General features: G+C 64.6%; 28 protein-coding genes and 2 tRNA genes. 25 read left to right on the forward strand and 5 right to left on the reverse strand.

The annotated features are described in order from the left end of the window. Positions 1 to 12 precede the first annotated feature (12 nt). Positions 13 to 888: an amidohydrolase family protein gene (locus I6F09_RS28035; protein ID WP_225189549.1), complete on the forward strand. Its 876-nt coding sequence runs from the start codon at positions 13 to 15 to the stop codon at positions 886 to 888. 185 nt (positions 889 to 1,073) lie between these two features. Here I6F09_RS28035 and I6F09_RS28040 read toward each other — a convergent pair whose 3' ends face one another. After that, complete coding sequence (locus I6F09_RS28040; protein WP_036014381.1) at positions 1,074 to 2,081, reverse strand: LLM class flavin-dependent oxidoreductase; 1,008 nt, start codon at positions 2,079 to 2,081, stop codon at positions 1,074 to 1,076. Positions 2,082 to 2,333: 252 nt separating this feature from the next. Here I6F09_RS28040 and I6F09_RS28045 point away from each other — a divergent pair, with 252 nt between their 5' ends. The 4 genes from I6F09_RS28045 (at position 2,334) to I6F09_RS28060 (ending at position 5,126) form a co-directional block, all read left to right on the forward strand. After that, the gene (locus tag I6F09_RS28045; RefSeq protein ID WP_225113377.1) at positions 2,334 to 2,837 is read left to right on the forward strand and encodes a Twin-arginine translocation pathway signal; all 504 of its coding nucleotides are present in this window, start codon (positions 2,334 to 2,336) and stop codon (positions 2,835 to 2,837) included. 13 nt (positions 2,838 to 2,850) lie between these two features. After that, positions 2,851 to 3,489: a ferric reductase-like transmembrane domain-containing protein gene (locus I6F09_RS28050; RefSeq protein ID WP_225157315.1), complete on the forward strand. Its 639-nt coding sequence runs from the start codon at positions 2,851 to 2,853 to the stop codon at positions 3,487 to 3,489. 98 nt (positions 3,490 to 3,587) lie between these two features. After that, the gene (locus tag I6F09_RS28055; RefSeq protein WP_225189550.1) at positions 3,588 to 4,376 is read left to right on the forward strand and encodes a class I SAM-dependent methyltransferase; all 789 of its coding nucleotides are present in this window, start codon (positions 3,588 to 3,590) and stop codon (positions 4,374 to 4,376) included. Positions 4,377 to 4,649: 273 nt separating this feature from the next. Further along, on the forward strand, positions 4,650 to 5,126 hold the full coding sequence (locus I6F09_RS28060) for a cyclic nucleotide-binding domain-containing protein (protein WP_036014373.1): 477 nt from the start codon (positions 4,650 to 4,652) through the stop codon (positions 5,124 to 5,126). A 126-nt stretch (positions 5,127 to 5,252) separates the two neighbouring features. Here the strand turns inward: I6F09_RS28060 and I6F09_RS28065 are convergent, their stop codons facing one another. The 3 genes from I6F09_RS28065 to I6F09_RS28075 all read right to left on the reverse strand — a co-directional run bounded on the left by I6F09_RS28065 (position 5,253) and on the right by I6F09_RS28075 (position 6,777). Then, entirely contained in the window at positions 5,253 to 5,456 is a 204-nt protein-coding gene (locus I6F09_RS28065) for a hypothetical protein (RefSeq protein WP_036026980.1), read from the reverse strand. A gap of 801 nt (positions 5,457 to 6,257) precedes the next feature. Continuing rightward, on the reverse strand, positions 6,258 to 6,608 hold the full coding sequence (locus I6F09_RS28070) for a RidA family protein (protein WP_156446945.1): 351 nt from the start codon (positions 6,606 to 6,608) through the stop codon (positions 6,258 to 6,260). A gap of 94 nt (positions 6,609 to 6,702) precedes the next feature. Next, positions 6,703 to 6,777, reverse strand: a tRNA-Thr gene (locus tag I6F09_RS28075). Between the two features lie 317 nt (positions 6,778 to 7,094). On the opposite strand from I6F09_RS28075, the gene I6F09_RS28080 reads away from it, so the two are divergent. The 13 genes from I6F09_RS28080 to I6F09_RS28140 all read left to right on the forward strand — a co-directional run bounded on the left by I6F09_RS28080 (position 7,095) and on the right by I6F09_RS28140 (position 16,549). Continuing rightward, positions 7,095 to 7,283, forward strand: coding sequence for a hypothetical protein (locus I6F09_RS28080; protein WP_036039820.1), 189 nt, complete (start codon positions 7,095 to 7,097; stop codon positions 7,281 to 7,283). Positions 7,284 to 7,322: 39 nt separating this feature from the next. Continuing rightward, on the forward strand, positions 7,323 to 9,029 hold the full coding sequence (locus I6F09_RS28085) for an FAD-dependent oxidoreductase (RefSeq protein WP_225124446.1): 1,707 nt from the start codon (positions 7,323 to 7,325) through the stop codon (positions 9,027 to 9,029). A gap of 126 nt (positions 9,030 to 9,155) precedes the next feature. Next, on the forward strand, positions 9,156 to 9,464 hold the full coding sequence (locus I6F09_RS28090) for an EthD family reductase (RefSeq protein WP_036014366.1): 309 nt from the start codon (positions 9,156 to 9,158) through the stop codon (positions 9,462 to 9,464). Between the two features lie 191 nt (positions 9,465 to 9,655). Next, entirely contained in the window at positions 9,656 to 10,165 is a 510-nt protein-coding gene (locus I6F09_RS28095; protein WP_036014365.1) for a hypothetical protein, read from the forward strand. A gap of 150 nt (positions 10,166 to 10,315) precedes the next feature. Continuing rightward, complete coding sequence (locus tag I6F09_RS28100; RefSeq protein WP_036026985.1) at positions 10,316 to 11,140, forward strand: alpha/beta hydrolase; 825 nt, start codon at positions 10,316 to 10,318, stop codon at positions 11,138 to 11,140. A gap of 142 nt (positions 11,141 to 11,282) precedes the next feature. Next, entirely contained in the window at positions 11,283 to 11,726 is a 444-nt protein-coding gene (locus I6F09_RS28105; protein WP_036014359.1) for a DUF2948 family protein, read from the forward strand. 139 nt (positions 11,727 to 11,865) lie between these two features. Further along, on the forward strand, positions 11,866 to 13,161 hold the full coding sequence (gene hisD, locus I6F09_RS28110) for a histidinol dehydrogenase (RefSeq protein WP_225113372.1): 1,296 nt from the start codon (positions 11,866 to 11,868) through the stop codon (positions 13,159 to 13,161). Beyond that, positions 13,158 to 13,655, forward strand: a complete 498-nt coding sequence (locus I6F09_RS28115) for a UPF0262 family protein (RefSeq protein WP_157283264.1) — start codon at positions 13,158 to 13,160, stop codon at positions 13,653 to 13,655. Before hisD ends, I6F09_RS28115 begins: the two co-directional genes overlap by 4 nt. A 71-nt stretch (positions 13,656 to 13,726) precedes the next feature. Next, positions 13,727 to 14,194 (forward strand): arsenate reductase ArsC, encoded by a 468-nt coding sequence (locus I6F09_RS28120; RefSeq protein WP_225126905.1) that lies wholly within the window; start codon positions 13,727 to 13,729, stop codon positions 14,192 to 14,194. A gap of 154 nt (positions 14,195 to 14,348) precedes the next feature. Next, a complete protein-coding gene (locus I6F09_RS28125; RefSeq protein ID WP_057027605.1) occupies positions 14,349 to 14,978 on the forward strand; it encodes a Maf-like protein in 630 nt (209 codons plus the stop codon). A 166-nt stretch (positions 14,979 to 15,144) separates the two neighbouring features. Continuing rightward, entirely contained in the window at positions 15,145 to 15,327 is a 183-nt protein-coding gene (yacG, locus tag I6F09_RS28130; protein WP_225157319.1) for a DNA gyrase inhibitor YacG, read from the forward strand. A 186-nt stretch (positions 15,328 to 15,513) separates the two neighbouring features. Next, positions 15,514 to 15,589, forward strand: a tRNA-Phe gene (locus tag I6F09_RS28135). Positions 15,590 to 15,829: 240 nt separating this feature from the next. Continuing rightward, entirely contained in the window at positions 15,830 to 16,549 is a 720-nt protein-coding gene (locus tag I6F09_RS28140) for a hypothetical protein (protein WP_036027003.1), read from the forward strand. A gap of 109 nt (positions 16,550 to 16,658) precedes the next feature. Here the strand turns inward: I6F09_RS28140 and I6F09_RS28145 are convergent, their stop codons facing one another. Next, on the reverse strand, positions 16,659 to 17,600 hold the full coding sequence (locus I6F09_RS28145) for a GlxA family transcriptional regulator (protein WP_225126902.1): 942 nt from the start codon (positions 17,598 to 17,600) through the stop codon (positions 16,659 to 16,661). 147 nt (positions 17,601 to 17,747) lie between these two features. On the opposite strand from I6F09_RS28145, the gene I6F09_RS28150 reads away from it, so the two are divergent. The 7 genes from I6F09_RS28150 (at position 17,748) to I6F09_RS28180 (ending at position 25,791) form a co-directional block, all read left to right on the forward strand. Next, positions 17,748 to 18,767, forward strand: coding sequence for an alcohol dehydrogenase (locus I6F09_RS28150; protein ID WP_036027006.1), 1,020 nt, complete (start codon positions 17,748 to 17,750; stop codon positions 18,765 to 18,767). A 63-nt stretch (positions 18,768 to 18,830) separates the two neighbouring features. Beyond that, positions 18,831 to 19,655 (forward strand): alpha/beta hydrolase, encoded by an 825-nt coding sequence (locus I6F09_RS28155; protein WP_225189551.1) that lies wholly within the window; start codon positions 18,831 to 18,833, stop codon positions 19,653 to 19,655. A 485-nt stretch (positions 19,656 to 20,140) separates the two neighbouring features. Further along, complete coding sequence (locus tag I6F09_RS28160; RefSeq protein ID WP_057027610.1) at positions 20,141 to 20,773, forward strand: DUF1326 domain-containing protein; 633 nt, start codon at positions 20,141 to 20,143, stop codon at positions 20,771 to 20,773. 174 nt (positions 20,774 to 20,947) lie between these two features. Further along, positions 20,948 to 21,613 carry a DUF2182 domain-containing protein gene (locus tag I6F09_RS28165; RefSeq protein WP_346276082.1) on the forward strand — a complete coding sequence of 222 codons (666 nt, stop codon included), beginning with the start codon at positions 20,948 to 20,950 and terminating at the stop codon, positions 21,611 to 21,613. Between the two features lie 339 nt (positions 21,614 to 21,952). After that, positions 21,953 to 24,520 (forward strand): EAL domain-containing protein, encoded by a 2,568-nt coding sequence (locus tag I6F09_RS28170; protein ID WP_225189552.1) that lies wholly within the window; start codon positions 21,953 to 21,955, stop codon positions 24,518 to 24,520. A 173-nt stretch (positions 24,521 to 24,693) separates the two neighbouring features. Continuing rightward, the gene (locus I6F09_RS28175; protein ID WP_225186163.1) at positions 24,694 to 24,942 is read left to right on the forward strand and encodes a hypothetical protein; all 249 of its coding nucleotides are present in this window, start codon (positions 24,694 to 24,696) and stop codon (positions 24,940 to 24,942) included. A 186-nt stretch (positions 24,943 to 25,128) separates the two neighbouring features. Then, on the forward strand, positions 25,129 to 25,791 hold the full coding sequence (locus I6F09_RS28180; RefSeq protein WP_225189553.1) for a heme-binding beta-barrel domain-containing protein: 663 nt from the start codon (positions 25,129 to 25,131) through the stop codon (positions 25,789 to 25,791). Positions 25,792 to 25,804 lie beyond the last annotated feature (13 nt).

Genomic DNA, 25,804 nt, shown 5'->3' on the forward strand with positions numbered 1-25,804 from the left:
GGGAGCGCTTGCATGCCGATGTATCTGCCGTTCGACCCCAACCCGCGCCGTCCAAGCAAGACGCCGCCGCCGAAGACCATCGACAGCCAGTTCCACGTGCTGGGGCCGATCGAGAAATATCCTGAGCGTCCCGGCGCCGCCTATCGGATGCCGACCGCGACCTGGGAAGCGGCGCTGCGCATGCACAAGACGCTCGGCATCGAGCGCGGCATCATCGTGCAGACCACGACCTACGGCGCCGACCACGCCGTCGTGCTCGACGGCCTCGCCGCGATGGGCCCGAACTACCGCGGCTGCGCTAATGCGCTGGTGTTCGCGGAAGCGAACGACGCCTATCTGGCCAAGCTGCATGATGCCGGCGTGCGCGGCGCGCGCTTCAGCTTCCGCCAGGAGCTCGGCGCCGTGCTGTCGGATGCCGATTTCGCCCGCGCCATCGCCCGCATCCGCGAGCTCGGCTGGTACGCCAAGATCCAGCCCGAGAAGGACGGCATCATGTCGAGCGTCGCCAAATACGAAGATCTCGACGTGCCCGTGCTGATCGACCACATGGCGCGCCCCGACCCCGACGCCGGCAGGAACGATCCGAATCTGCGCAAGATGCTGGAGCTGCTCGCCAAGGGCAATTTCTGGGTGATGCTCTCGCTCGGCGAGAAGACCTCGAAGACCGGCGCGCCTTACGACGACGTGATCCCGATCGCGCGCGCCTATATCGAGGCCGCTCCCGATCGCTGCGTCTGGGCCAGCGACTGGCCGCATCCGGTCTCGGTGAAGCAGCCGCCGAACGATGCCGATCTGCTCGAGCTGATGTACCGTTACGCGCCCGACCAGGCGGAGCTGGAGAAGATCCTGGTGCACAATCCGGCCAAGCTGTTCGGCTTTGCGGATTAGGGCATGAGAGGATTGGGCTGAGCAGCTCGCCACGCGCGCGGTGCTCTCCCTCTCCCGCGTGCGGGAGAGGGTCGGGGTGAGGGCTCTTTCCTCTAGGGGATTGTCCCATTGCGGAGACACCTCTCCCCAACCCTCCCCCGCAAGCGGGGAGGGAGCGCACCTTCATCGCCGCGACAATCGGGCCCTCACCCCACCGGCTGCTTCGCGAGCCTATCCCGCACCTCCGCGGCGATCTCGAACGAGCGCAGCCGTGCCGTGTGGTCGTAGATCTGCCCCGTCGTCATCAATTCGTCCGCGCCGGTTTCAGTGATCAGCGCCTTCAGCTTCGCTTCGACCACATCGGGCGACCCGACCGCTGAGCACGACAGCGCTTGCGCAACGCCGGCCTTCTCGGCCGGCGACCACAACGCGTCCATGTCCTCCACCGGCGGCGGCAGCGGCCCCGGCGTGCCGCGGCGCAGGTTGATGAATTGCTGCTGCAGCGAGGAGAACATCCGCTGTGCCTCTTCATCGCTGTCGGCCGCGAACACGTTGACGCCGATCATCGCATAGGGCTTGTCGAGCTGCGCCGAGGGCTCGAAGCGCGCACGATATTCGCGCAGCGCCGGCATCATCATCTGCGGCGCGAAATGCGAGGCGAACGCGAAGGGCAGGCCGAGCATTGCCGCCAGCTGCGCGCCAAAGGTGCTCGATCCCAAGATCCACAGCGGCACCTTGGTCCCCATGCCGGGCACGGCGCGGATCGCCTGGTTCGGCTGCACGTCGCCGAGCAGCGCCTGCAGCTCCAGCACGTCATGCGGAAAGTTCTCGGACGTGGTGGCAAGGTCGCGCCGCAGCGCCCGCGCGGTGAACTGGTCGGTGCCCGGCGCCCGGCCGAGCCCGAGATCGATCCGCCCGGGATAGAGCGATTCCAGCGTGCCGAACTGCTCGGCGATGACGAGCGGCGAGTGGTTCGGCAGCATGATCCCGCCGGAGCCGACGCGGATCGTTTTCGTTCCGCCCGCGATGTGGCCGATCACTACCGACGTCGCCGCGCTGGCGATGCCCGTCATGTTGTGATGCTCGGCCAGCCAGAACCGCTTGAAGCCCCACGTCTCGGCATGCCGGGCCAGATCGAGCGAATTGCGAAAGGCCTGCGCCGCGTCGCCGCCCTGCCGAATGGGTGCGAGGTCGAGCACGGAAAAGGGGATCATGGGAGGGCTGCCAGTGTGGAGGGGCCGCGTGACGGTGCGCGCTTGCAGGACACACATGTAATGGCAGCGCGCAGAATAGGTAGAGCACTTGCGGGCCCCTCTTGTCAGCTCATCTGAGAGATGCACGCCGCGAAGACGGCCGTTCACAACACTGTTATTGCAGGCCCTGGCGCCCCTCGCGCCAACTGGGCGTTTTACACCTGGTATTGTAGCTTGCGGGAAGCAGCTGCGCTGCTGCCAGGAGGAACTGACATGACCACGGTCGTCTTCACCCGCCGCAACCTCCTCGCTGCCGGCGGCTCCGTCCTCGCAACGGGCCTTCTGGCAACCGGCGATTCCGGCCTCCTGCTGCCCGCCCGTGCGGCGGGCCTCGCACCGACCGAGTCGATGTCGGGCGGCGCGAACAATTACCGCAAGGGCGCGGCGATCGTGGAGCGGATCGGCAAGGGCGGTTTCTGGATGAGCGGCACCGTGCGCCGCGCCGGCGACGGGGCTCCGCTGGCCGGGCAACGAATCCAGATCTGGGCGCACACCGTCGAAGGGCGGGAGCACGAGCCGCAGAGCCACGGCGCAACGCTCACCGACAAGGACGGCAGGTTCCGGCTGGAGATGCCGCAGATCATTCCGATCTTCGGCCAGCCGCACGGCCACCTCGCCTATGATAGCGGCGAGTTCAAGACCGTCTTCCTGCGGCCGGTGATGCGGAGCGCCAAGGAGACCAGCCTCGAGGCGCACTTCGTGCTGCAGCCGGCTTGAACCCGACTTGCAGATGACGCGATGGAGATCGGCCCGGGCGCCCCTGATCTGGGTCGCCCTTGGCTTGGCGATCGGCGTGCCGGTTGCGCTTGCTGCAGCCAGCGAGCAGCTGGCATGGCGCGATCCTGTCTACATTATCGCCGGCTTCGCCGGGATCATCGCCCTCGGTCTCGTGCTCGTGCAGCCCTTGCTGATCGGCGGCTACCTGCCGCGATTGTCGGCCTATCGCGGCAGGCGCGCCCATCACTGGATCGGCGGCGCGCTTGCTGTCGCGATTCTGATCCACGTCGCCGGCCTCTGGATCACCAGCCCGCCCGACATGGTGGACGCACTGACCTTCTCATCGCCGACGCCGTTCTCTCCCTTCGGCGTGATCGCGATGTGGGCCATCTTCGCGGTTGCGTTCCTGGCTCTGCTGCGAAGGCGGTTGGGATTGCGGCCGCGAACCTGGCGCATCATCCATATTCCCCTCGCCATCGTCATCGTCGCAGGCAGCGTGGTCCATTGCCTGCTGATCGAGGGGACGATGGAGACGATCTCCAAGGTGGCACTCTGTGCGCTCGTCCTCGCGGCGGCCGTGAAAGTCATGATTGACCTGCAGGTGTGGCGGAAGCGAAGGACGCCGCGCGGGGAGAATGTCGCGCGGCAATAATCCGGCGGATCAGGTCACTCCGGCACTTCCCCAGTCCCATCTCTTGTGCGCAGAATGGCGCGCGCCAAGCATCGTCATCGGGCCGGGAGGATCTCGACATGGCAGAGCAGACCATTCGCTTCGACGACGGTGCCGCCTACGAGCAGATGATGGGAATCTGGAGCCGGTTCGCAGGCGAGATATTCCTTGATTGGCTGGCACCTCCTGCAGGCTTGCGGTGGATCGACATCGGTTGCGGCAACGGCGCCTTCACTGAACTCCTGGTCGAGCGCTGCAACCCCGCCGAGGTCCAGGGCATTGACCCCTCGGCCGAGCAGCTTGCTTTTGCGCGCACACGACCTGCGGCGCGCGTGGCAAAATTTCACCAGGGCGATGCGATGGCACTTCCTTTCGCCGACGCCACCTTCGACGCGGCCGTGATGGCGTTGGTTCTCGTATTCGTTCCGGATCCCGCCAGGGGCGTCAGCGAAATGGTGCGGGTCGTTGTCCCCGGCGGTGCGGTCATGACGTATATGTGGGACATGTTGGGCGGCGGCTTTCCGCTCGACCCGATCTACGACGAGATGAAGGCGATGGGCATTCCGGCAACGCGCCCGCCGCGGATGGACGCCTCTCGCATGGAAGCGTTGCGAGACCTGTGGCGAGGAGCAGGTCTCGAGGACGTGCAAACGCGAGAGATTACGGTGCAACGGACGTTTTCAGGTTTCGATGACTTCTGGGCAATCAGTCTGAAGTCCCCCGCGCTCCGGCCTTCCGTTGCCGCCATGAGGCCCGCAGACGTCGAGACGCTCATAGCGCGGGTGCGTGCGGGCCTGCCGGCGCATGCGGACGGTCGCATCACCTGCACTGCGCGCGCGCACGCGATCACGGGGCGCCGGCCCAAATAGCTCGCACTGTGCGGCCCGTAGGATGGATAGAGCACTTGCGAAACCTATCATCTTCGCCACCGCACGAGTCTGATGGGTTTCGCTGCGCGCGGCAGTGGTCCAGAGTCGAGAGGTGAAATCTCTCGCCGCGTCATTGCGAGGAGCCCTTGCGACGAAGCAATCCAGACTGTTTCCGCGGACACATTCCTGGATTGCTTCGCTACGCTCGCAATGACGGAACCTGGCTGCACCGCTTAGCTTGCCGCAGCCTTCGACCGGGCGTAACCTCGCGCAATGCTCGTCACGTCCCCCGATCTGAAAGCGTTCCTGCTGGCGACGCCGTTCTTCGGCGGGCTTTCGGAGGCAGGCCTCGACCTCTTGATCTCGATGCTAGTCGAGCGCCGCTTCGAGGCCGACGCGACCGTTGTGGCCGAGGGCGAGCCGGGACGTTCGATGTTCATCGTCAAGTCCGGCCGGCTGGCGGTGAGCAAACGCACGCATGCGGGCAGGGTCATCCCGATATCGCGTTTGGAGCCTGGCGATTTCTTCGGCGAGATGACGCTGATCGAAATGCAGAACCGCTCCGCCACTGTTATCGCGGAGGCGCCGACCGTGCTGTACGAGCTGACGGCCCAAAAGCTCTATGCCTGCTACAAGGCCGACATCCACGCCTACGTGATCGTCCTGCAGAACATCAATCGCGAGCTATGCCGGCGGTTGCGCCGTTCGGACGACCGCTTCGCAGCACTGCAAATGAATGGCGACCATTGATGGTGCGCAGTGCGTAGGATGGGTAGAGCCCTTGCGAAACCCATCATGTTTCGTGGCTCGACAAGGAGCAGATGGGTTTCGCTTCGCTCTACCCATCCTACGGGCTACTGAGATCCTCGACGCGCATCACGACTTGTCGTGCGCGTACTTCTCCAGGACCAGCCGATTATACTCGTCCCTGACGGCTCTGCGGGAAACATGTCCCTTCCGGTCCTTGGCGATTTTCAAAAGATCAGGATCGGTCGGTGCTTTTGATTTCCGCCGAAATCTCGCAAGAAGAGGAATCGTCGGCTCCGACATCCTTCCAAACAGGCGGTCGAACCATCCCATCGTGTCCTCCCGGACAGGTCGCGAGCGAAAAGACTAGCACCATGAAATGAGGGGTCAACGTGCCGTGTGGCCGCAACCTTTCGAAGAGGCGCAACCGGAAGGACACCGATCGCAACGCTTCTGGCCCGTCGGGCAAAACACCACCTCTCCCGCGCAGCCCCCGTCAATCCCTCCCGCAAATATATTCCACTTTACCGAAATTCGGAATTGCAGTATCCATCGCTCATCCCGGCCCAGAGAGAGGGGCGATCGTACGTCGTCACGAACGAGGGCCAGGGTGCGGTGGACGCGGCTGCGTCGGGCACGCGGGCCGGGACCAGGGCGAGATGAACCTCGTGAGGTCTCACAGCGTGCGGAACGGACGGCGCCAACATCCGGCGAAGCCTCTTGGCGGAGCCGGAAGCTGCGTACGGCAAAACCGTGTGGTCCTGACCGTCGTTGCTACGGTCAAACCTTGCGGAGATGCATCTGGGCTCAACCGGGCCTTGAGGCATCGTCAATTCGCGAGGTGACGGAGGCCAGAAGGAACTCGGCTCCGGGGAGAGCAGGCATAAGCCGTCAAACCACTGCGCAGGGAAGGCCGTGTGTTGGGCTTCACCTGTATGCCGCTGTGCAGTTTTCTGCGTGTGCTCTCGCACAGCGGACCGTGGGTGCCAGCCGGCACCCGGCCTTCCCTGCGCCCTCTTCATAGAAGAGGGACAAGGAAACGAGCAAAACTCGGGCGTTTCGGGCCGCGAGAATGCCAAGCCATGTGTGGAAGACTGACGAAACGACCGAGCTTGCTCTTCTCGCCCGTGAGGATCAGCGGCGCGCGGCGATCGCCGTCAGCTCCAGCTTGACGCCCGGGCCGAGATCCGCAACGCCGATCGCGGCCCGCGCCGGCAGATGCTCCGCAGTGAAATAGCGCTTCCACACCTGGTTGAACGCGGCCTTCTCCGTGAGGTCGGCCACGAAGATCGTCACCTGCAGAACGCAGGAGAGATCGGAGCCGGCTCCCTCGAGCAGGGTCCTCAACTGGCGCAGCACATCGTCGGCCTGGCCCGCCATGTCGAGCCGGGCATCTTCAGGGACGATGCCGCCGAGATAGAGCACGCCATTGTGCTCGACGATCTCGTGGAGCAGTCCTTCATAGGGCAGGGAGCGTGTGATCACGATCGCATCCATGGGTGTTGCGGGCGCGCTGGCCAGGCACAAGGCTTGGTTCAACAAGGCTTGGTTCAACACGGCTCGCGTCGGTGAGGAAAGCTGGTGCTGCCAGACAGGATTGAACTGTCGACCTCTCCATTACCAATGGAGTGCTCTACCACTGAGCTACGGCAGCATGTGCTGGGACAAGAATCGGCCGCCCGAGGGGCCTACCAAGCGGGCCGATATCTGCCACAAGCCCCCCTCCTGCGCAAGCTTGCTAGCCCCGCCAAAACGAGAAAATCGGCCCGATATCGGCGTCAAAATGCCCGTTTTCGCGCGAAACGACCGAGTTCACGCCGATTCACGGTCTGATATCCCTGCCCAACTGGTCAGTTGGCCGGGGAGCCGGATTCGATCCATCTCGCGTTTCGCAAGGGTCCTATCGCCTCACCCTCTTGAGCTGCCACACTTCGATGGCATCCTGTGGCCGGTTGCTGTGATGGAGCCGCGATGGGCGACGAGACTGACAAGAGCGCGAGGCAGGCGAGGGCGTCCCGGGACGACCGGCTGAAATCGGCGCTGCGCGAAAACCTGAAGCGGCGGAAGTTGCAGGCGCGCGAACGCGCCGCAAGCACCGACCCCTCGCAGAACGACGATGGTTCCCTAAATGAGGGGGCCGCCGGTAAGACCTCTCGTTGAACGCCGGCGGCTGGAAATTTTGGAGTGCATGCAGTGGCCATGGGGCAGGACGAAACACAAAGAACCGACCGTGATGCGCAGCTGTTGCGGTTCACCCGCCCCGAGCAGACCTTTCCGGCGCTGACGCCCGCCGAGATCGAACGGATCAGGCACTTCGGCGAAATCCGCACCTATGCGGACGGCGAGTTGCTGTTCGAGACCGGCAAGCCCGGGCCCGGCATGTTCGTGGTGCTGGCGGGCCACGTCGCCATCACCCAGCGCGACGGTCTCGGTCACGTCACTCCGGTGATCGATCAGGGGCCGGGTCAATTTCTGGCCGAGCTTGGCCAGCTCTCGGGCAGGCCGGCGCTGGTCGACGGCCGCGCCGAAGGCAATGTCGAGGTGCTGCTCGTCCCGCCGGACCGGCTGCGCGCGCTGCTGGTGGCCGAAGCCGAGCTTGGCGAGCGCATCATGCGCGCGCTAATCCTGCGCCGGGTCAATCTGATCCAGGGCGGCATCGGCGGCCCCGTGCTGATCGGGCCCTCGAACTCCGCGGGCGTGGTGCGCCTGCAGGGCTTTCTCACCCGCAATGGCCAGCCGCATCATCTGCTCGATCCCGAGAGCGAGCATGACGCCGCCGAACTGATCGCGCGCTATTCGCCGAAGCCGGAGGATTGGCCGCTCGTCGTCACGGCCGGCGGCACGGTGCTGCGCAATCCCAGCGAGACCGAGCTCGGCCGCGCCATCGGCATGATCGGCGGGGCCAAGGACAACCGCATCTACGATGTCGCCATCGTCGGCTGCGGGCCGGCGGGGCTCGCGACTGCGGTCTACGCTGCGTCCGAAGGTCTCTCGGTCGCGGTCGTCGACACCCGCGCCTTCGGCGGCCAAGCCGGCGCCAGCGCGCGCATCGAGAACTATCTGGGCTTCCCGACCGGCATCTCCGGCCAGGCGCTGGCGGGCCGCGCCTTCACGCAGGCGCAGAAGTTCGGCGCCGACATCATGATTCCGATGTCGGTGAGCTCGCTGGATTGCTCGCGCGCCAACGGCACCTTCGCGCTGGCGCTGGATTGCGGCGAGACCTTGCGCTCCCGTTCGGTGGTGGTCGCCAGCGGCGCGCGCTACCGCCGTCCCCATATCGCCAACCTCGACAAGTTCGAGGGCCGCGGCGTCTGGTACTGGGCATCGCCCGTGGAGGCGCGACTCTGCGCCGGCGAGGAGGTGGCTCTGGTCGGCGCCGGTAATTCGGCTGGCCAGGCGGCCGTGTTCCTGTCGGGCCATGCCAAACGCGTGTTGATGATCATCCGCGGCGGCGGCCTTGGCGCCAGCATGTCGCGCTATCTCATCGAGCGCATCGAAGCGACCCCGAACATCGAACTGATGTTCAACACCGAGATCACCGCGCTCGAGGGCGACGAGGCCTCGCTGCTGCGGCGCATCCGCTGGAAGAGCCGGCTCTCGGATGACGAGGATTCCGCCGACATCCGCAATCTCTTCCTGTTCGTCGGCGCCGATCCCGCCACGTCCTGGCTCGACGGTTGCGGCGTGACGCTCGATCGCGGCGGCTTCGTGGTCACGGGCGCGCAGTCGGAGCAGAACCAGGGCAAGCTGGTGGCGCCGCTGGAGACCTCCGTGCCCGGCGTCTACGCCGTCGGCGACGTCCGCTCCGGCTCGGTCAAGCGCGTCGGCGGCGCCATCGGCGAGGGCGCGCAGGTCGTTGCCTCCCTGCATGGCTATCTCGGCGACGCCGCAAAACCGGCGCTTTAGTCAAGGACAAGGCAAGGCAATGGCAAGCCAAATCCGGCTTGTCATCTTGCTGCGCAATGCGTGACTATCCCCTCGTCGCGAGGCAAATCGCGCGCGGAAAAAACAACGATTCAACGGGAGGACCAAATGGCTGAAGTCGTCGTGCTCTACAAGACACCCAAGGATGCTGCCGCCTTCGACAAGTACTATGCCGAGACGCACATTCCACTCGCCAAGAAACTTCCCGGCCTGAAGAACTACGCCGTCAGCAAAGGGCCGGTCGCATCTCCCGCAGGCCCTTCCGGAATCCATCTCGTCGCCATCCTCACCTTCGACAGCGTGGCCGACGTTCAGGCCGCCTTTGCCAGCCCGGAAGGCAAGGCGACCGGCGCCGACGTGCCGAAATTCGCCAGCGGCGGTGCCGACATCCTGATCTTCGATACCAAGAACGTATGAGTTCGATTCAACTTTCGTCGAAAGCCTGCCGTCGTTTGTGACAGCGCTGCAAAAAGTTCAGCCATGCGTTTTTCGATTTCGCACGATGACGCATGGCTGCGCTCATGCATGTGACGACAACGCAGGTGGTAATCCGATGAGGACCGTAATACTATTCTCGTCACCTCAACGCCGAGAGTAGGAGAGATGTCATGGTGCTTGGCCTAAGCCTGCCCGCCCTTACGCTGATCCATGTCATCATCAGCCTGATTGCCATCGTCGCCGGGCTTGTCGTGATGTTCGGCCTGCTTGGCTCGAAGTCGATGCCGGGCCTGACTGCGATCTTCCTGCTGTTCACCATTCTCACCAGCGCGACTGGTTTCCTGTTTCCATTCAAGGAGCTGCTGCCCTCGCACATCATCGGCATCATCTCGCTGGTGCTGCTCGCGATTGCCTGTTTCGCGCTCTACGGCATGAAGCTCGGCGGCGTCTGGCGCCCGGTCTACATCGTCACCGCGATGATCTCGCTCTATTTCAACGTCTTCGTGCTGGTGATCCAGTCGTTCCTCAAGGTGCCCGCACTTGCCGCGCTCGCGCCCGCCGTGCCCCCGGCGCCGCCATCGGGGCCGGTCTTCGCCGTGGTGCAGGGCATCGTGCTGGTGTTCTTCGTCGTGCTGACCATCGGCGCCTGGCGCCGCTACAAGCCCCTGGCGTTTGCCTGATTGGCCCCTCTCGTCATTCCGGCCATCGCACAGCGATAAACTCTGGTGCGCAATCGCGCACCAGAGAATCCCGATTTATCAATCTCCAGATTCCGGGTTCGCGCTGACGCGCGTCCCGGAATGACGTCTCTCATTGAAAGGAGCCCCACCATGCCCACCATCACCACCAAAGACGGCGTCGAGATCTTCTACAAGGACTGGGGCTCGGGCCAGCCGATCGTGTTCAGCCATGGCTGGCCGCTGTCCTCGGACGATTGGGACGCGCAGATGATGTACTTCGTCACGCGCGGCTATCGCGTCATCGCCCATGACCGCCGCGGCCACGGCCGCTCGGCGCAGGTCGCCGACGGCCACGACATGGATCATTATGCCGACGATCTCGCCGCGCTCACCGCGCATCTCGACCTCAAGAACGCCCTCCATGTCGGCCATTCCACCGGCGGCGGCGAGGTCGTGCACTACATCGCCCGTCACGGCGAGAGTCGCGTCGCGAAGGCCGCGATCCTCTCGGCGGTGCCGCCGCTGATGGTGCAGACCGCAGCCAATCCCGGCGGCCTGCCGAAGAGCGTGTTCGACGATTTCCAGGCCCAGCTTGCCGCCGGCCGCTCGGCCTTCTACCGCGACATCGCCGCCGGCCCGTTCTACGGCTACAACCGCCCCGGCGCAAAACCGCTGGAAGCGGTGATCGAGAACTGGTGGCGCCAGGGCATGATGGGTGGCGCGAAAGCGCATTACGACGGCATCGTCGCGTTCTCGCAAACCGATTTCACTGAGGATCTGAAGAAGATCAACGTCCCGGTGCTGGTGATGCATGGCGACGACGACCAGATCGTGCCATACGCGGACTCGGCGCCGCTCTCGGCCAAGCTGCTCAAGAAAGGCGTCCTGAAGACCTACAAGGGATTCCCCCACGGCATGCCGACCACGCATGCCGAGACGATCAACGCGGATCTCCTGGCGTTCTTCAGGGAGTGAGGTTTCACGACTCTCACCCTCCCTTGTTGTGGGAATGGGTGGCTCGCCGCGTAGCGGCGAGCCGGACGAGGGCTTAACTTGTGTGTGGAAATTTCGGGGCTCGTGCGCGTTGAGCCCCGTCCACTCCAGGAGAGGCGCGGCGATGTCGCCCCAGCTCAAACTGATCGCTCTCGACGCCGACGACCTCGCCGTGATCTCGACCCATGTCCAGGACGCCCGCGTCCAGGCTTCCGATATCATTTGGCGGCAGGGCGAGAAACGGCTTGTGGTCGGAATGAGCCGGCTGGACTGGGAGCAGACCTTGGAGGGCGAGACCGAGCCGCGCCGGCTGGTCGCAGCGCTCCGTTTCGACCGTGTGCTCGCCTGCAAGTCGCGCAACATTGACCTCGCCGCGCCGGACAAGATCCTGGATCTCGTCGGCATTGAATTTCACCCCCGGGACGGCCGCGCCGAGGAGCCCGGCGGCAGCGCCCTGCTTTTGTTCGCCCAGGGCGGCGCCATCCGCCTGGACGTCGAGTGTCTGGAATGCGAGCTGACCGATCTCGGGGCCGACACGCTGGGCACGGGAGTCCAGGGGGAGGGCTGAAGAGGCCGTATACCAGCCGAATGGGCCCTGACTGGGATGGCATCTGCCGAGGGTTGACGCAGCTTCCCCGCCGCGCCATTGAGCAGGGGACCTGGTGCGCCGATCCGCCCCTCAAGACCAGCCGGAAGCCAAGCGAAACATGCCCGTTCGCCTCGACCGCAGCAGCGCCGATTTCGATCAGCGATTCGCCGCCTTCCTCGCCGCCAAGCGCGAGGCGTCGGCCGACGTCGAGGCCGCCGCCCGCGCGATCGTCGACGACGTGGCCAAGCGTGGCGACGCCGCCCTGCTCGAGGCGACGGCCAAGTTCGACCGCTTGAGGCTGGACGCATCCTCCTTGCGCGTCTCCGCCGCCGAGATCGAGGCCGCCGTGAAGGCCTGCGAGCCTGCGACGCTGGATGCACTCAAGCTCGCGCGCGACCGCATCGAGACCTATCACCGCCGCCAACTGCCGAAAGACGAGCGCTTCACCGACCCGCTCGGCGTCGAGCTTGGTTGGCGCTACACCGCGATCGAATCCGCCGGCCTCTACGTCCCCGGCGGCACGGCGGCCTATCCGTCCTCGGTGCTGATGAATGCCGTGCCGGCGAAAGTCGCCGGCGTGTCGCGCCTCGTGATGGTGGTGCCCTCGCCGGACGGCAAGCTCAATCCGCTGGTCCTGGCGGCCGCCCATCTCGGCGGCGTCACCGAGATCTACCGTGTCGGCGGTGCGCAGGCGGTGGCCGCGCTCGCGCATGGCACCGCGACCATCGCGCCGGTCGCCAAGATCGTCGGCCCCGGCAACGCCTATGTCGCTGCCGCCAAGCGGCTGGTGTTCGGCAAGGTCGGTATCGACATGATCGCCGGCCCCTCGGAGGTGCTCGTCATCGCCGACGACACCGGCAACGCCGATTGGATCGCCGCTGACCTCTTGGCGCAGGCCGAGCACGATTCCAGCGCGCAGTCGATCCTGATCACGGACTCGGCGCGCCTTGCCGCCGACGTCGAAAAGGCGGTCGAGGCGCAGCTGAAGACGCTGCCACGCGCCGCGATCGCCAGCGCGTCCTGGGCCGATTTCGGCGCCGTTATCATGGTGAAGAACCTGGGCGACGCCGTCCCGCTTGCCGACGCCATCGCGGCCGAGCATCTCGAGATCATGACCGTCGATCCCGACGCGCTCGCGGCGAAGATCCGCAATGCCGGCGCGGTGTTCCTCGGACCGCACACGCCCGAAGCGATCGGCGATTATGTCGGCGGCTCCAACCACGTGCTGCCGACGGCGCGCTCGGCGCGGTTTTCCTCCGGGCTCTCGGTGCACGACTTCATGAAGCGCACCTCGATCCTGAAATGCGGGCCCGACCAATTGCGTGCGCTGGGACCTGCCGCGATGACGCTCGGCAAGGCGGAGGGGCTGGACGCCCATTCCCGCTCGATTGGATTGCGCCTCAATCTGTCATGACAAAGCCGCCCGCACAGGACGACTCGACCAATCGCATCGTCGGTGTCACGCTCGACGAGGAATCGATTGGCCGTTCCGGGCCCGACATCGAGCACGAGCGGGCGATCGCGATCTACGATCTGATCGAGCAGAACCTGTTTGCGCCCGAGGGCGCGGAGGGCAAGGGCCCGTTCACGCTGCATATCGGCATCACCGGCAACCGGCTGATGTTCGACATTCGCCGCGAGGACGGCACGCCCGTGGTCGCGCATCTGTTGTCGCTGACGCCGTTCCGGCGGATCGTGAAGGACTATTTCATGATCTGCGACAGCTATTACCAGGCGATCCGCACCGCGACCCCCGACAAGATCGAGGCCATCGACATGGGCCGCCGCGGCATCCATGACGAAGGATCGCGCACGCTGCAGGAGCGGCTGAAAGGCAAGGTGCGGGTCGACTTCGAGACCTCGCGCCGGCTGTTCACGCTCATTACAGTCCTGCACTGGAAGGGTTAGGGCATGGCCCGGAAAAGTGTGCAGCGGTTTTCCGACAAGGCCATGCCCTCTATCAAAAGAGGCTGAGCGCGATGGCGGATCCGCCACGCGCACGCGATCCTCAGTCGGTGCTGTTCGCCTGTGCGATGAACAGCGTGCGCTCGCCGATGGCCGCGAGCCTGTTGCAGCACATGTTTCCGCAAGGGCTCTATGTGAAGTCGGCCGGCACCAAGAAGGGCGAGCTCGATCCCTTCGCCGTCGCCGTGATGGGCGAGCTCGGCCAGGACATCTCCGGCCACAAGCCGCAGACCTTCGAGGAGCTGGAGGATTGGGAGGGACTGAACTTCGACCTCATCATCACGCTCTCGCCCGAAGCGCATCACAAGGCGCTGGAGCTGACGCGAACGCTCGCGGCCGAGGTCGAATACTGGCCGACGCAGGATCCCACCACCATCGAAGGCAGCCGCGACCAGAAGTTAGCTGCCTATCGCGAGGTCTGCGATCAGCTCCTGATGCGCATCCGGCGGCGCTTCGCCAAGGTCGGCGCGGCGAACGGGTAGCATCAGCCCGCCGTAACACCCGCGTCACAGAGAGCAGGCACAGCCGTGGCGGATACCTCGAATCACCAAACTCCGGTTCCCGGGTTGTGAAATCAGCCCCCTTCCGATAGGTTCCGCGCGCAATTCACCCCTGCCTCATCTTCCAAATCACCTGATGCTTGGCCGCCCCAAATTCGTACTTGCCTCCGGCTCGCCGCGTCGGCTGTCGCTGCTCAACCAGGCCGGCATCGAGCCGGATGCGCTCCGGCCGGCCGACGTCGACGAGACGCCGAAGCGGGGCGAGCTGCCGCGCGCCTGCGCCAACCGGCTGGCCAGGGCCAAGGCCGACGCTGCGCTGAAGTCGGTGCAGCTCGACGACGAACTGCGCGGCGCCTTCATCCTCGCCGCCGACACGGTGGTGGCGGTCGGCCGCCGCATCCTGCCCAAGGCCAATCTGGTCGACGAAGCCGCGCAGTGCCTGCGTCTCCTCTCCGGCCGCAACCACCGCGTCTACACCGCGATCTGCCTGGTCACGCCGCGCGAGGCTTTCCGCCAGCGTCTGGTCGAGACGCGCGTGCGCTTCAAGCGCCTGTCCGAGGACGACATCCAGGCCTATATCGGCTCCGGCGAATGGCGCGGCAAAGCCGGCGGCTACGCCGTGCAGGGCATCGCCGGATCCTTCGTGGTCAAGATGGTGGGGTCCTACACCAACGTCGTCGGCCTGCCGCTGTACGAGACCACGACGCTGCTCGGCGGCGAGGGCTTTCCGATCCGCTTCGGCTGGCTCAATACCACCGCGGTGTGAGCCCAAGTGAGCCCAAGGGCCGCGCCGACAAAAACCTCGAAAACAACCCCATGCACAGTAGAATGGCCCCGCCGGGTCCGCGCCGCGGCACATGCGCGGCTGCACCGGGAACCCGTTTCCTCGCGGGCGCTTGAACCCCGTTACCTCGTGTAAGCTGCCGACATCCATGGACGACCAGGTCACCAAGCCCACCGGCCCGCTCAAAACCTGCCCGATCTGCGGCAAGCCGCAGACGCAGGCCACCCGTCCGTTCTGCTCCTCGCGCTGTCGCGACGTCGACCTGAACCGCTGGCTGAAGGGCTCCTACGTCATCCCCGGCCGCGACGACGAAACCGACGACGTCGAATAATCGAGCTGTATCAAAGCTTTAATTGCCTCGCTGAAGCGCCGAGCAGCAGCCGCAGCAACCCCGCCCGATCTTGTGCACAGAAGGGCCGCGCCCGGCGCAGCCACTTGGCGAAGCCGGGTGGACAGGCCGCCTCGAGCCCACTATAAACCGCCCGCTCGATGGGCTTTGGCCCCTCTCTTGGAGCACGCCCAGGTAGCTCAGTTGGTAGAGCATGCGACTGAAAATCGCAGTGTCGGTGGTTCGATTCCGCCCCTGGGCACCAATCTACGCTTTTCCACACTGAAGCACGATCTCGTACGATAGCGCTTGCCAGATGACCGGCGCGAAGCGCGCTCGCGTTTTTCTTTTCTCTTCCTGGAGCTTGCCAAGAGGCATCTGGAAAACCCGGCGCGCGGCGGCGTCTGGAATCAAGGCATCTAAGTCGTTCGGCAAGGCTTGGCCGACCGCCTAGGCTCCCGCTAAAGGCTGCGCGATCCCGCGCGGCTTCCGCAGGAGCCCAACCATGAAGCAACTCAAGGATATAGCCATCGAAGCCCATGGAGGCCTCGATCGGTGGCGGCAGTTCGAGCAGGTGTCGGCCGATCTTGTGCAGGGCGGCGTCCTGTGGTCCTTGAAGGGACAGGCAGTCACCCTCGAGCGGACCAACGTCACCGTGGGTCTGAAGAGGCAGTGGGCGTCACACGCTCCGTTCGGCGCTGACCATCGCCGCTCGCGCTTTGAGCCGAGCCGGGTGGCTCTGGAAGCAGACAACGGAACGGTTCTCGAAGAGCTGCTTGAGCCGCGCGCGAGCTTTGCCGGCCATGAGTTGCAAACGCCGTGGACTGAACTGCAACTCGCCTACTTCGCCGGCTGCGCGATGTGGACCTATCTGAACATGCCGTTCCTGCTTGCCTGGCCGAGACTTGAGACCGAGGAACTGGAGCCCTGGCCGACCGACAGCGGAGACTGGCGCCGCCTTGCGGTGCGATTTCCGGCAGAGATCGCGACGCACAGCACCGTGCAGACGCTCTATTTCGACGGTGAGGGGCTGCTGAAGCGCCACGACTACAACGTCGAGATCTCCGGCAACACGCCCGGCGCGCATATCATCGAAGACTACACGGAAGTCTCGGGCATCAAATTCCCGACGAAACGCCGGATCTATTCCCGCCAGCCAGACGGCAGCTTCAGCACCGAGCCCCTCGTCGTTTCGATCGATCTTTCCAACATCCGGCTCAGCTAGCGATGAGCCTTTGGAATCCAAACTCGACGGCGTGAGAAGCCGGTGGCCTTATGACGATTGATCCGACATGGGCCGCCTTCTCACACGCATTGCCGCGGTCGCGCGTCGATCATAGTGCGGCCAGCGGTCCGGCATCATTGCGGATGGCTCTAGGGACCTCCCCAAGCACGCGCGCAAACGCCAGACGCATCCGCTCTCGGTTCGCGAACCCCACCTCGCGAGCGATGACCTCGATCGGCAACCGACTTTGTTCCAGCATCAACTTCGCGGCTTCGACACGCAACGCTTCGACCGCCTTTGCGGGCGTGGTGCCGGTTTCCGCCCGAAACAGCCGCGTGAACTGCCGGGGGCTGAGGCACGCGGCCTCGGCAAGCTCGTCAACGGTGAGGTTTTCGGCAAGGTTCTGACGAGCGTAGTTCAGCACGCGCTGGACCCGATCTTCATTCGCGCCGAGGTCCAGCAAAGTGGAATGCTGGGACTGTCCGCCTGAGCGGCGATGGTACATGACCATGCCCTTCGCGACCGAACGGGCAATATCGGAGCCGTGGTCGCGCTCGATCATCCCCACGACCAGGTCCGTTCCCGCGGTCATGCCGGCTGACGTCCATATCGGTCCGTCCGCGATGAAGATCTTGTCCATGTCGACCTCGCAGCTGGGGAAACGGTCCTGCAGCGCCTGCGCGTAACGCCAATGCGTGGTGGCGCGCCGGCCGTTCAGCAAGCCCGCATCTCCCAGGACGAACGAGCCCAGGCAGATGGCGGCGACGCGGCGCGCGTCGCGAGCAGCAGCGCGAAGCAGCCGGACCAATCCCGGCGACGAGGTCGGTATCTCCAGGCCCGCGGCGACGATCAGCGTGTCATAGCGAGCATCGTCGATTGGGTCCGTCATGACCTGCATGCCGGATGACGAGGCGACCAGTCCTCCTTCCTCCGAGAGGACGCGCACGTCATAGACCTTCTCGCCGGCCTGCTTGTTGGCCACGTCGAACGCTGCGACGGCTCCGAAGCAGACGGGTTGGAAACTCGGGCAAAGGACGAGGCCGATCTTCATGCTTTCTCCGCGACGGTTGCTAATCGCCTAGATGGTCGTTCCAGCGATGTTTCGCCATGCATGGCCGGAATGATGGCATCTACGTCCTGTCGGCTTGGGCAGGCCGCTGGTAGCGCTCCGACAGGTTTTTCAGACCTTGGAGCTTTCATGTCGAGCGATCCGACGACATACAGCGCTGTTCAGGCCGTCGCGCCGGGACAGCTCGAACTGACGCAAAAGCCGCTTGTCGATCCCGGCCCCGGGCAGGTCCGCCTTCGCGTCGAGGCCTGCGGTGTCTGCCACTCCGACGCCGCGACCGTCGAAGGGGCTTTTCCGATCCAATGGCCGCGCGTGCCGGGCCACGAGGCTGTAGGCGTGATCGACGCGGTCGGCAGCAACGTCGAGGGTTGGACGCTCGGGCAGCGCGTCGGCATCGGCTTCCTCGGAGGTAGTTGCGGACACTGTGCAGAGTGCCGCGGCGGCGATCTCGTCAATTGCCGGAACCAGGAGTTCACCGGCGTTCATCATGACGGGGGCTACGCGCAGTACATGCTCGCGCGCTCAAGTGGCCTCGTGTCGATTCCCGATGGGCTCGCCTCGGAAGACGCCGCTCCGCTGCTCTGCGCCGGACTGACGACCTTCAGCGCGCTCCGCAACTCTCCCGCTCGCGCCGGCGATCTGGTCGCCGTGATCGGCATTGGCGGCCTCGGGCACCTCGCCGTGCAGTTCGCCCGGCGCATGGGCTTCGAGGTCGTGGCGATTGGGCGCGGACCGGACAAAGGTGGTCTCGCCGGAAAGCTTGGCGCCCACCATTATGTCGACAGCTCGAGCGTCGCGGTTGCTTCCGCGCTGCAGGATCTGGGCGGCGCGCAGCTCGTCGTCATCACCGCGTCAGGTGGTAGAGCTGTGGCAGACGCGGTGAAGGGGCTTCGGCCGCGCGGCCGGATCATCGCGCTCGGCGCATCTCCCGAACCTGCGGAGATCGCGACGTCCGACCTCCTGTTCGGCGAGCGTTCGATCGAAGGCGCCTTGACCGGCGATCCAGCGACCGCCGATGCCACCTTGCGGTTCAGCTCGCTCGCTGGCGTTGCCGCCATGATCGAGACGATGCCGCTAGAACGCGCGCCGGAAGCGTATCGCAAGATGATGGCGGGCGAAGCCCGCTTTCGCATCGTCCTCACCATGTAGATGCGCTGCCAATCATCAGGATCGACTCCGCATCAAGCAAATGCAACTCACAAAGGAGCAACCATGTCGCTCGAAACCGCTAGAACAGAATCTTTGAACGTCGGCGATGTGCGCTTCGCCTTCCGGCGGCTCGGCCCGACGGCCGGGACGCCGCTCATCCTGCTGCAGCACTTCACCGGGACGATGGATGCCTGGGATCCGGCAGTGGTGAATAGCCTTGCTGAAACGCGGCCGGTCATTGCGTTCAACAATCTCGGCATAGGCACCTCCACCGGCCGGACGCCCGACACGGTGGAGCAGATGGCCTCGGATGCCGAGACATTCATACGAGGCCTTGATCTGCCAAAGCTTGACCTCCTCGGCTTCTCCCTCGGCGGCATGCTCACCCAAGTGCTTGCCGTGCAGCACCCCGGCTTGATCCGCAAGCTCATCATCGCCGGCGCTGCACCGCGCGGGGGCGAGGAACATCTGCTCGCCGTAGTCGACGAAGCCTTCGCTCAAAGCGGGACGGATGTGCGGTTGCCCCTGTTCTTCACACCCTCCGAAGAAAGTCAGCGCGCCGGCCGCGCTTTCGTCGCCCGCGCAACCATGCGCAAGGAGGATCGTGATCCGGACAGCGGCGAGGATGTCAGCAACGCGCAGGCGAAGGCAATCATTGGCTGGTGCGCCAGGAAGCATGAAGGCGAAGCGACGCTCCGCGCCATCGCGCAGCCTACGCTCATCGTGCACGGCAGCGACGACACGATGTTTCCGAGCATCAACGCCTACAACATGTTCAAGGCTATGAAGAACGCCCAGCTCGTTCTCTATCCGGACTCCGGCCACGGCGCGCTGTTCCAGTATCCAGCGAGGTTCGTCGCCCATTGCCGAACGTTCCTGGACGAGTGAGGGAAGAGATCGATGCCAATCTTCAGCAACTGGCGATCGAAGCCCATGGCGGCCTCGATCGGTTTCGGCAGTTCTCGTTCCTCACGGCGCGGCTTCACCAATTTGGCATCCTCTGGAATCCGAAGGGAAAGCCGGACGTGCTCACTCATGCCAATACGTTCTTGTTGCTTGCTAGAAATTCTCTCGATATTTCAATTACAAGAGCGTCGGAGAGCGCATCCCGCCCCTGCGCACCACGCCCCGGACGTCGGACATCCCCCGAGCTGTAGCTGCCCCCGAGCCACTACCCTCGTCCGCTATACGTAGCCGGCGGCCGCTGATATGATCCTCCGACGGTAAACGGCAGCTCGCCACCATACTTTTCTGCGATGCCGGCCTTCTGATCGGACTCGATCCCGCTCGCGCCATTTCGCATTGCTTCGACAAGAACGCTGAACAAATTCGTCAACGGCTGCCGCGTCCCCGCTCACATCAGGAGATGTGCCATGACTGCATCGGACTGGCGTCTCGAAGGCGAATGGATGAAGAACTGCACCTGTGCGTTCGGCTGCCCCTGCGATTTCAACGCACGGCCGACCCAAGGCTATTGCAAGGGATTGGTCGCCATGCGGATCGCCAAGGGACATTTCGAAGGGACCAGGCTCGATGGTCTCTGCTTTGCGATCACGGTCGATTTCCCCGGGCCGCTGCATGAGGGCAACGGGACAATCCAGCCCATCATCGACGAACGCGCCACGGCGGAGCAGCGACAGGCGTTGTTCGATATCTTCTCCGGTAAGCATTCGGCCGAAGGCACGCTGTTCCAGATCGTCAGCATGATCGTCACCAAGATCCATGATCCCGTGTTTGTGCCGTTCGAGTTCTCCTTCGACAAGGACGGACGCGTCGCAAGACTCGTCGCCAAGGGCGTGCTCGAGACCGATGTCGAGCCGATCAAGAATCCGGTGACCGGTGATCCGCACCGCATCCAGGTGGTCATGCCCGAAGGGTTCGAACATCGGGCGGCCGAGGTCGCATCCGCCGACATCCGCTCGACCGGCGCGATCCGGTTCGAGACCCGCGCTACGCATAGCTCGCTCGCCAATGTCGTGCAGACGCCTAAGGGCGTTGCGGCATGATGCGGCGCTGACACCGACACAAGATCTCGGTGTCAGCTCCTCGTCGCTATGGACAAGTCGATGCAGGAGCGCTCGATACTCGAACACTTGCTCCACCGCGACCGGCTGATCGTCGCGATCGGGACCGCCGCAGTGGTCGCGCTCGCCTGGGCCTATCTCGCTGCGGGCGCCGGCATGGACACCGAGATGATGGCCGACATGCCGGACATGGCGCCGATGCCGTGGACGCCGTTCTATGGCGCGCTGCTGTTCGTGATGTGGTGGGTGATGATGGTCGCGATGATGGCGCCGAGCGCGGTGCCCACCGTTCTCCTGTATGCGACCGTCAAGCGAAGGCAGGAGGCTGCCTCCCGCGCCGCAATCGATAGCTGGATCTTTCTCGCCGGTTATCTCGTGACGTGGGCCGGGTTCAGTCTCGCTGCGGTCCTGGTGCAAGCAGCATTCGAACGCTTCGGGTTGCTGTCGATGGCGATGGCAAGCACCAGCGCGATTCTGGGCGGCGGCGTGCTGATTGCAGCAGGGCTCTATCAGTTCACGCCGCTCAAACAGGCCTGCCTGCGCTACTGCGACAGTCCGCTGTTGTTTCTCAGTCGATATTGGCGGCCCGGCACGCGCGGCGCATTCCGGATGGGACTTCGCCACGGCAGCTACTGCGTCGGCTGCTGCTGGTTTCTGATGGTATTGCTGTTCGTCGGCGGCGTGATGAACCTGGCCTGGATCATCGGCATCGCGCTCTATGTCGCCGCCGAGAAGCTGCTGCCGTTCGGCCAACGGTTGAGTTATGCGGCAGGCGCGCTCCTCATCCTGTCCGGCACGATCGTCCTTGCGCGCGCGATGTGAAAAACGGTCCAAAGACGGTTAAAATGTGCCGCTTGCGACATGGCGATGTGCCTGATTGCCCAATACCAGCCGACCTCCGTGATGATACGGAGGCTTTGAGCTGAAGAATTGAGCTTCCTCCAAACAAAAACTTAAGGCTGTTTCGGCTACCTTCGCGCTATGAACGGCACCCGCGCGGGTGTCCCTGTGCAGTCGAGGCGGAGACAAGGCGATGCCAATACTGCGGGCGAGCGCAGTTCTGCCCTGGCGGCCGAAGCGGGGGTGCGCGTCGTGATTCCCGCAGGGGCAGTTCGCAAAGCCGGAAGAGCGATCCTGCGGAATGCTCCGCTGCAGATCGCATTGTTCTTTCTCCCCCTGGTCTGGATCGGCTATTTCGCAATCACCGCCTCCGAGCGGATGGACGCGATCCAGCAAGCGCGGTCGCACGGCAACAGCGTCGCCGAATTGTTCGAGGAGAACACCGAGCGCATCTTCGAGCGCGTGGATCAGTCGTTGCTGGTGGTACAGGCACTCTACGCCCAGGATCCGCAGGCCTTCAGCCTGAAGTTCTGGTCCGACAAGGCCCGCCTCGCCACCGGCGACGTGGTCCAGTTCGCTCTGATCGGATCGGACGGATACATGACCGAGACGACGGCGGGCTATTCCGGTCCGCCACTTTATCTCGGTGATCGCGAGCACTTCATTCATACCATGTCGCAGGTCGACGATCGCCTTTACGTGGCGAAGCCGGTGCTGGGCCGCGCGTCCAAAAAGTGGACGATACAGCTCGCGAGAAAGCTGTTCGATCTCGCCGGCAATCGGGTCGGCGTGGTTGTCGGCTCGATCAGCGTCGACGTCGTCGGCAGGTTCTACGACACCGCAAAGCTCGGCGTCGGGGGAACGCTGGTGCTCAGGAATGCGAGCCACGTGGTGCTCGCCGCCCGGGGCGTGGACCAGGGGTCAGTGCTGGGACAAAGCGCGCCGAGCCGCGTCGCGGGCGAACTGGGCGACGGCTTCTATGCGCAATATTGGAACGAGAACCGACCGGACCGCAGCGACCGACTGATCACGGCGCGCAGGTCGCGCGCGTTTCCGCTCATCTTCACCGTCGGAATTTCGGAGCAGGAGATCTATTCCCGCTCCGCCTTCAGGCAGAAGGTCTATCTCGGCGGCGCGGTGCTGCTCACGTTCATCATCCTCGCCGCGACGACATTTCATTGGCGACGGCAGCAGGCGCTGGATCGCGCCCACCGCGAGCGGCGCGATTTCGCCAGCAAGTTCGAGGATGCGCTCAGGAACCTCCCCCAGGGCTTGAGCATGTTCGATGGCCGCGACCGTCTGATCGCGTTCAACCGGCAATGGCTCGAACTTTACGACCTCGTGCCGGAAGACATCCGGATCGGCATGGACTTCCGGGAGGTGTTCGCGAAGCAGACCGCCGTGCTCGACGTCGAGGCGTACCTCGTCGATTTGAAGAACCGGCTCGCCCAGTCGGAGCAGATCTCGAACACCGTGCAGTTTCCGGACGGCCGGGTCGTCTACATCTCCTACGGCCGGCGCGAGGACGGCGGCTGGGTTGCCACGCATGAGGACATCACCGAGCGCAAGGCGTCGGCGGACCGCATCGAGCGGCTCGCGCATTACGACAGCCTGACCGGCCTTGCCAATCGCAATCTGTTCAAGGAGCGCATCGACGAGGCGCTGGCCCGCCCGCGCCGGCCGGAGCCCGCGTTCGCCGTACTCCTGCTCGATCTCGACAAGTTCAAGTCGGTCAATGATGCGCTCGGCCATCAATGCGGCGACGCGTTGCTGAAGCAGGTTGCCGACCGGATCAAGGCGCAGATCCGTGATGCCGATACGGCGGCGCGAATCGGCGGCGACGAATTTGCCGTCATCGTCGCACCCGGCGGGGCCGCGATGCGCGACGGCGCTGAAAGCCTGGCCGCGCGGCTGGTCGAGGCCATTGCCGAACCCTTTCACATCGATGGCCACCCCGTCGTGAGCGGCTGTAGCATTGGCCTTGCGCTCGTGCCCGAGCACGGCACGCGGGTCGACGAGATCCTTCGCAACGCCGATCTTGCGCTCTACAGGTCGAAGAATGCCGGCAGAAACTGCTTCCACGTCTATTCACCGGAGCTCAAGGCGGAAGCGGATCAACGCAACGTGCTCGAGATCGAGCTGCGTGAAGCGATCTGGCGCGAGGAGATAGAGCTGTTTTATCAGCCTGTGATCGAGCTCGGCACTGGTCGGGTAAAATCGGTCGAGGCCCTGGCGCGCTGGCATCACGGCACCAGGGGCTACGTCCCTCCGGCGGAGTTCATTGCGGTTGCCGAGGCGGGGGGACTGATCGTCGAGCTCGGCCACCAGGTGCTCGCCAGGGCCTGCCGCGACGCGATGAGCATGCCGGGCGACATCAAGGTCGCTGTCAATCTCTCCGCCCTGCAATTTGCCAGCGCCAATCTCGTCGACACCGTGACCTTTGCGTTGACGCAGAGCGGGCTTCCGCAGACCCGGCTCGAGCTCGAGATCACCGAAAGCGTATTTCTCGCCGACACCGAGGAGAACCTCAGGACGCTCCAGCGCCTCAAGGCGCTCGGCGTCTCCATTGCCCTCGACGATTTCGGTGTCGGATACTCGTCGTTGTCCTATTTGACGGCCTTTCCTTTCGACAAGGTCAAGATCGACAAATCCTTCATCGACAGGATCGATCGCTGCGAGACCGTCGCCGTGCTGAAATCCATCGTGCAGCTCGCAAAGACGCTGAAGCTGTCGATCGTCGCCGAGGGGGTCGAGTCCTCCGAACAGGTCAGACGGCTCCAATCACTCGGCATCCCGCTCGGCCAGGGATTTCACTTCAGCAAGCCCGTGCCGCTTGCAAGCCTCTCCTGGCAAGCCCCCACGGCGCGCCGGAAACGGCGGGTGGCGTGAGGTCAATGCCTCAGGCGTTTTCATCATGCCCGCCACTGCAGCCCCTTGGGCCGAAGAGCGTTCCTTAATTGCCGGTTCGGAAGCCTGCGCCCGCCCGTCCTGGCACTCCCCTTGCTCAGTCCTGACCCAAGCCCGGGCCTCGGTGGAGAGGCCGTTTCAGGTTGAGGCAAGTGATGCAGGAAGTGTCCCGTTCTGGTGCTGTTGACGAACTCCGGCTCGACGCGTTGATCGCCGATTTATGGTGGCGCGTTCGGCTGATTAATACCGACCTTCTCGAGGAAGAGGCGCGCGCCGGGGTGTTCGACCCGGCTCAGCCGACCTATCCGCTTCTCGCGGCCAACCTTCGCGCCCGACGCGACAATCTGGTCGCGACAATCGGCGTGCTCGAGCAGCGTGCGAGATCGGTGTCGGAAGCGGCCTGAAGCGGTCGCGGGGCGCGCCAGCCTCGACGACTTCCTCAACCGGCCGACTGCAGCGCCAGAGGCGGGCGGGATGCAATGCGCATCCTCGCATGGCTCGAATGCCTTCGGCGCTGTGCCGCTAACAGTTGAATTCAGGCCGCCGCCTGCCCGTGTTATGGCTGGTCTCTGCACCCCCGCGAGGCCGCCATGCTCCCCATTCCCGCCGATATCTTCACCGAACCCGAGGACGTCTCGCCCGACGGCCTGACCAATCTCGGCCCGCTTCGGCGTCTTGCCGGCACCTGGCAGGCGGACAAGGGCATCGACATCAATCCGAAGGCCGAAGGGCCGGAGCGGCGGACCTTCATCGAGCACATCCGCATGGATCCGATCGATCCGCAGGCCAACGGGCCGCAGCTGCTGTACGGGCTGCGGTACCACATCCACATCAACACGCCCGAGGAAGACATTACCTTCCACGACCAGGTCGGCTACTGGCTGTGGGAGCCGGCGACCGGGCTGATCATGCAGACCCTGGCGATCCCGCGCGGGCAGGTGCTGCTGGCCTCGGGCAAGGCCGGGCCCGACGACAAGACGATCTCGGTCACCGCCAAGCGCGGCGACACCGCCTACGGGATCTGCTCGACCGATTTTCTGGAGCAGGCCTTTCGCACCGATGCTTATCGCTGCGACATCACCTTCAACGACGACGGCAGCTGGACCTATCTGCTTCAGACCGAGTTGTTCGTGCGCGGCGCGCCGTTCAATCACCACGACACCAACACGCTCCAGCTCATAGCGCCACCCAGGCTCAACCCGCTGGCGGCGATCGTGAACGATCGTGCCGCGCGCGGTGGACCCGCGGCCTGAGCGCTGCCCTGAG

Source organism: Bradyrhizobium sp. IC3195, from assembly GCF_020193585.1.
In the GTDB taxonomy this organism is placed as follows: Bacteria; Pseudomonadota; Alphaproteobacteria; order Rhizobiales; family Xanthobacteraceae; genus Bradyrhizobium; species Bradyrhizobium yuanmingense.

Bases quoted from the DNA above. Each gene is read 5' to 3' on its own strand.
- I6F09_RS28035 (WP_225189549.1), top strand. From the start codon at position 13: ATGCCGATGTATCTGCCGTTCGACCCCAACCCGCGCCGTCCAAGCAAG.
- I6F09_RS28040 (WP_036014381.1), bottom strand. From the start codon at position 2,081: ATGATCCCCTTTTCCGTGCTCGACCTCGCACCCATTCGGCAGGGCGGC.
- I6F09_RS28045 (WP_225113377.1), top strand. From the start codon at position 2,334: ATGACCACGGTCGTCTTCACCCGCCGCAACCTCCTCGCTGCCGGCGGC.
- I6F09_RS28050 (WP_225157315.1), top strand. From the start codon at position 2,851: ATGACGCGATGGAGATCGGCCCGGGCGCCCCTGATCTGGGTCGCCCTT.
- I6F09_RS28055 (WP_225189550.1), top strand. From the start codon at position 3,588: ATGGCAGAGCAGACCATTCGCTTCGACGACGGTGCCGCCTACGAGCAG.
- I6F09_RS28060 (WP_036014373.1), top strand. From the start codon at position 4,650: ATGCTCGTCACGTCCCCCGATCTGAAAGCGTTCCTGCTGGCGACGCCG.
- I6F09_RS28065 (WP_036026980.1), bottom strand. From the start codon at position 5,456: ATGGGATGGTTCGACCGCCTGTTTGGAAGGATGTCGGAGCCGACGATT.
- I6F09_RS28080 (WP_036039820.1), top strand. From the start codon at position 7,095: ATGGGCGACGAGACTGACAAGAGCGCGAGGCAGGCGAGGGCGTCCCGG.
- I6F09_RS28085 (WP_225124446.1), top strand. From the start codon at position 7,323: ATGGGGCAGGACGAAACACAAAGAACCGACCGTGATGCGCAGCTGTTG.
- I6F09_RS28090 (WP_036014366.1), top strand. From the start codon at position 9,156: ATGGCTGAAGTCGTCGTGCTCTACAAGACACCCAAGGATGCTGCCGCC.
- I6F09_RS28095 (WP_036014365.1), top strand. From the start codon at position 9,656: ATGGTGCTTGGCCTAAGCCTGCCCGCCCTTACGCTGATCCATGTCATC.
- I6F09_RS28100 (WP_036026985.1), top strand. From the start codon at position 10,316: ATGCCCACCATCACCACCAAAGACGGCGTCGAGATCTTCTACAAGGAC.
- I6F09_RS28105 (WP_036014359.1), top strand. From the start codon at position 11,283: ATGTCGCCCCAGCTCAAACTGATCGCTCTCGACGCCGACGACCTCGCC.
- hisD (WP_225113372.1), top strand. From the start codon at position 11,866: ATGCCCGTTCGCCTCGACCGCAGCAGCGCCGATTTCGATCAGCGATTC.
- I6F09_RS28115 (WP_157283264.1), top strand. From the start codon at position 13,158: ATGACAAAGCCGCCCGCACAGGACGACTCGACCAATCGCATCGTCGGT.
- I6F09_RS28120 (WP_225126905.1), top strand. From the start codon at position 13,727: ATGGCGGATCCGCCACGCGCACGCGATCCTCAGTCGGTGCTGTTCGCC.
- I6F09_RS28125 (WP_057027605.1), top strand. From the start codon at position 14,349: ATGCTTGGCCGCCCCAAATTCGTACTTGCCTCCGGCTCGCCGCGTCGG.
- yacG (WP_225157319.1), top strand. From the start codon at position 15,145: ATGGACGACCAGGTCACCAAGCCCACCGGCCCGCTCAAAACCTGCCCG.
- I6F09_RS28140 (WP_036027003.1), top strand. From the start codon at position 15,830: ATGAAGCAACTCAAGGATATAGCCATCGAAGCCCATGGAGGCCTCGAT.
- I6F09_RS28145 (WP_225126902.1), bottom strand. From the start codon at position 17,600: ATGAAGATCGGCCTCGTCCTTTGCCCGAGTTTCCAACCCGTCTGCTTC.
- I6F09_RS28150 (WP_036027006.1), top strand. From the start codon at position 17,748: ATGTCGAGCGATCCGACGACATACAGCGCTGTTCAGGCCGTCGCGCCG.
- I6F09_RS28155 (WP_225189551.1), top strand. From the start codon at position 18,831: ATGTCGCTCGAAACCGCTAGAACAGAATCTTTGAACGTCGGCGATGTG.
- I6F09_RS28160 (WP_057027610.1), top strand. From the start codon at position 20,141: ATGACTGCATCGGACTGGCGTCTCGAAGGCGAATGGATGAAGAACTGC.
- I6F09_RS28165 (WP_346276082.1), top strand. From the start codon at position 20,948: ATGGACACCGAGATGATGGCCGACATGCCGGACATGGCGCCGATGCCG.
- I6F09_RS28175 (WP_225186163.1), top strand. From the start codon at position 24,694: ATGCAGGAAGTGTCCCGTTCTGGTGCTGTTGACGAACTCCGGCTCGAC.
- I6F09_RS28180 (WP_225189553.1), top strand. From the start codon at position 25,129: ATGCTCCCCATTCCCGCCGATATCTTCACCGAACCCGAGGACGTCTCG.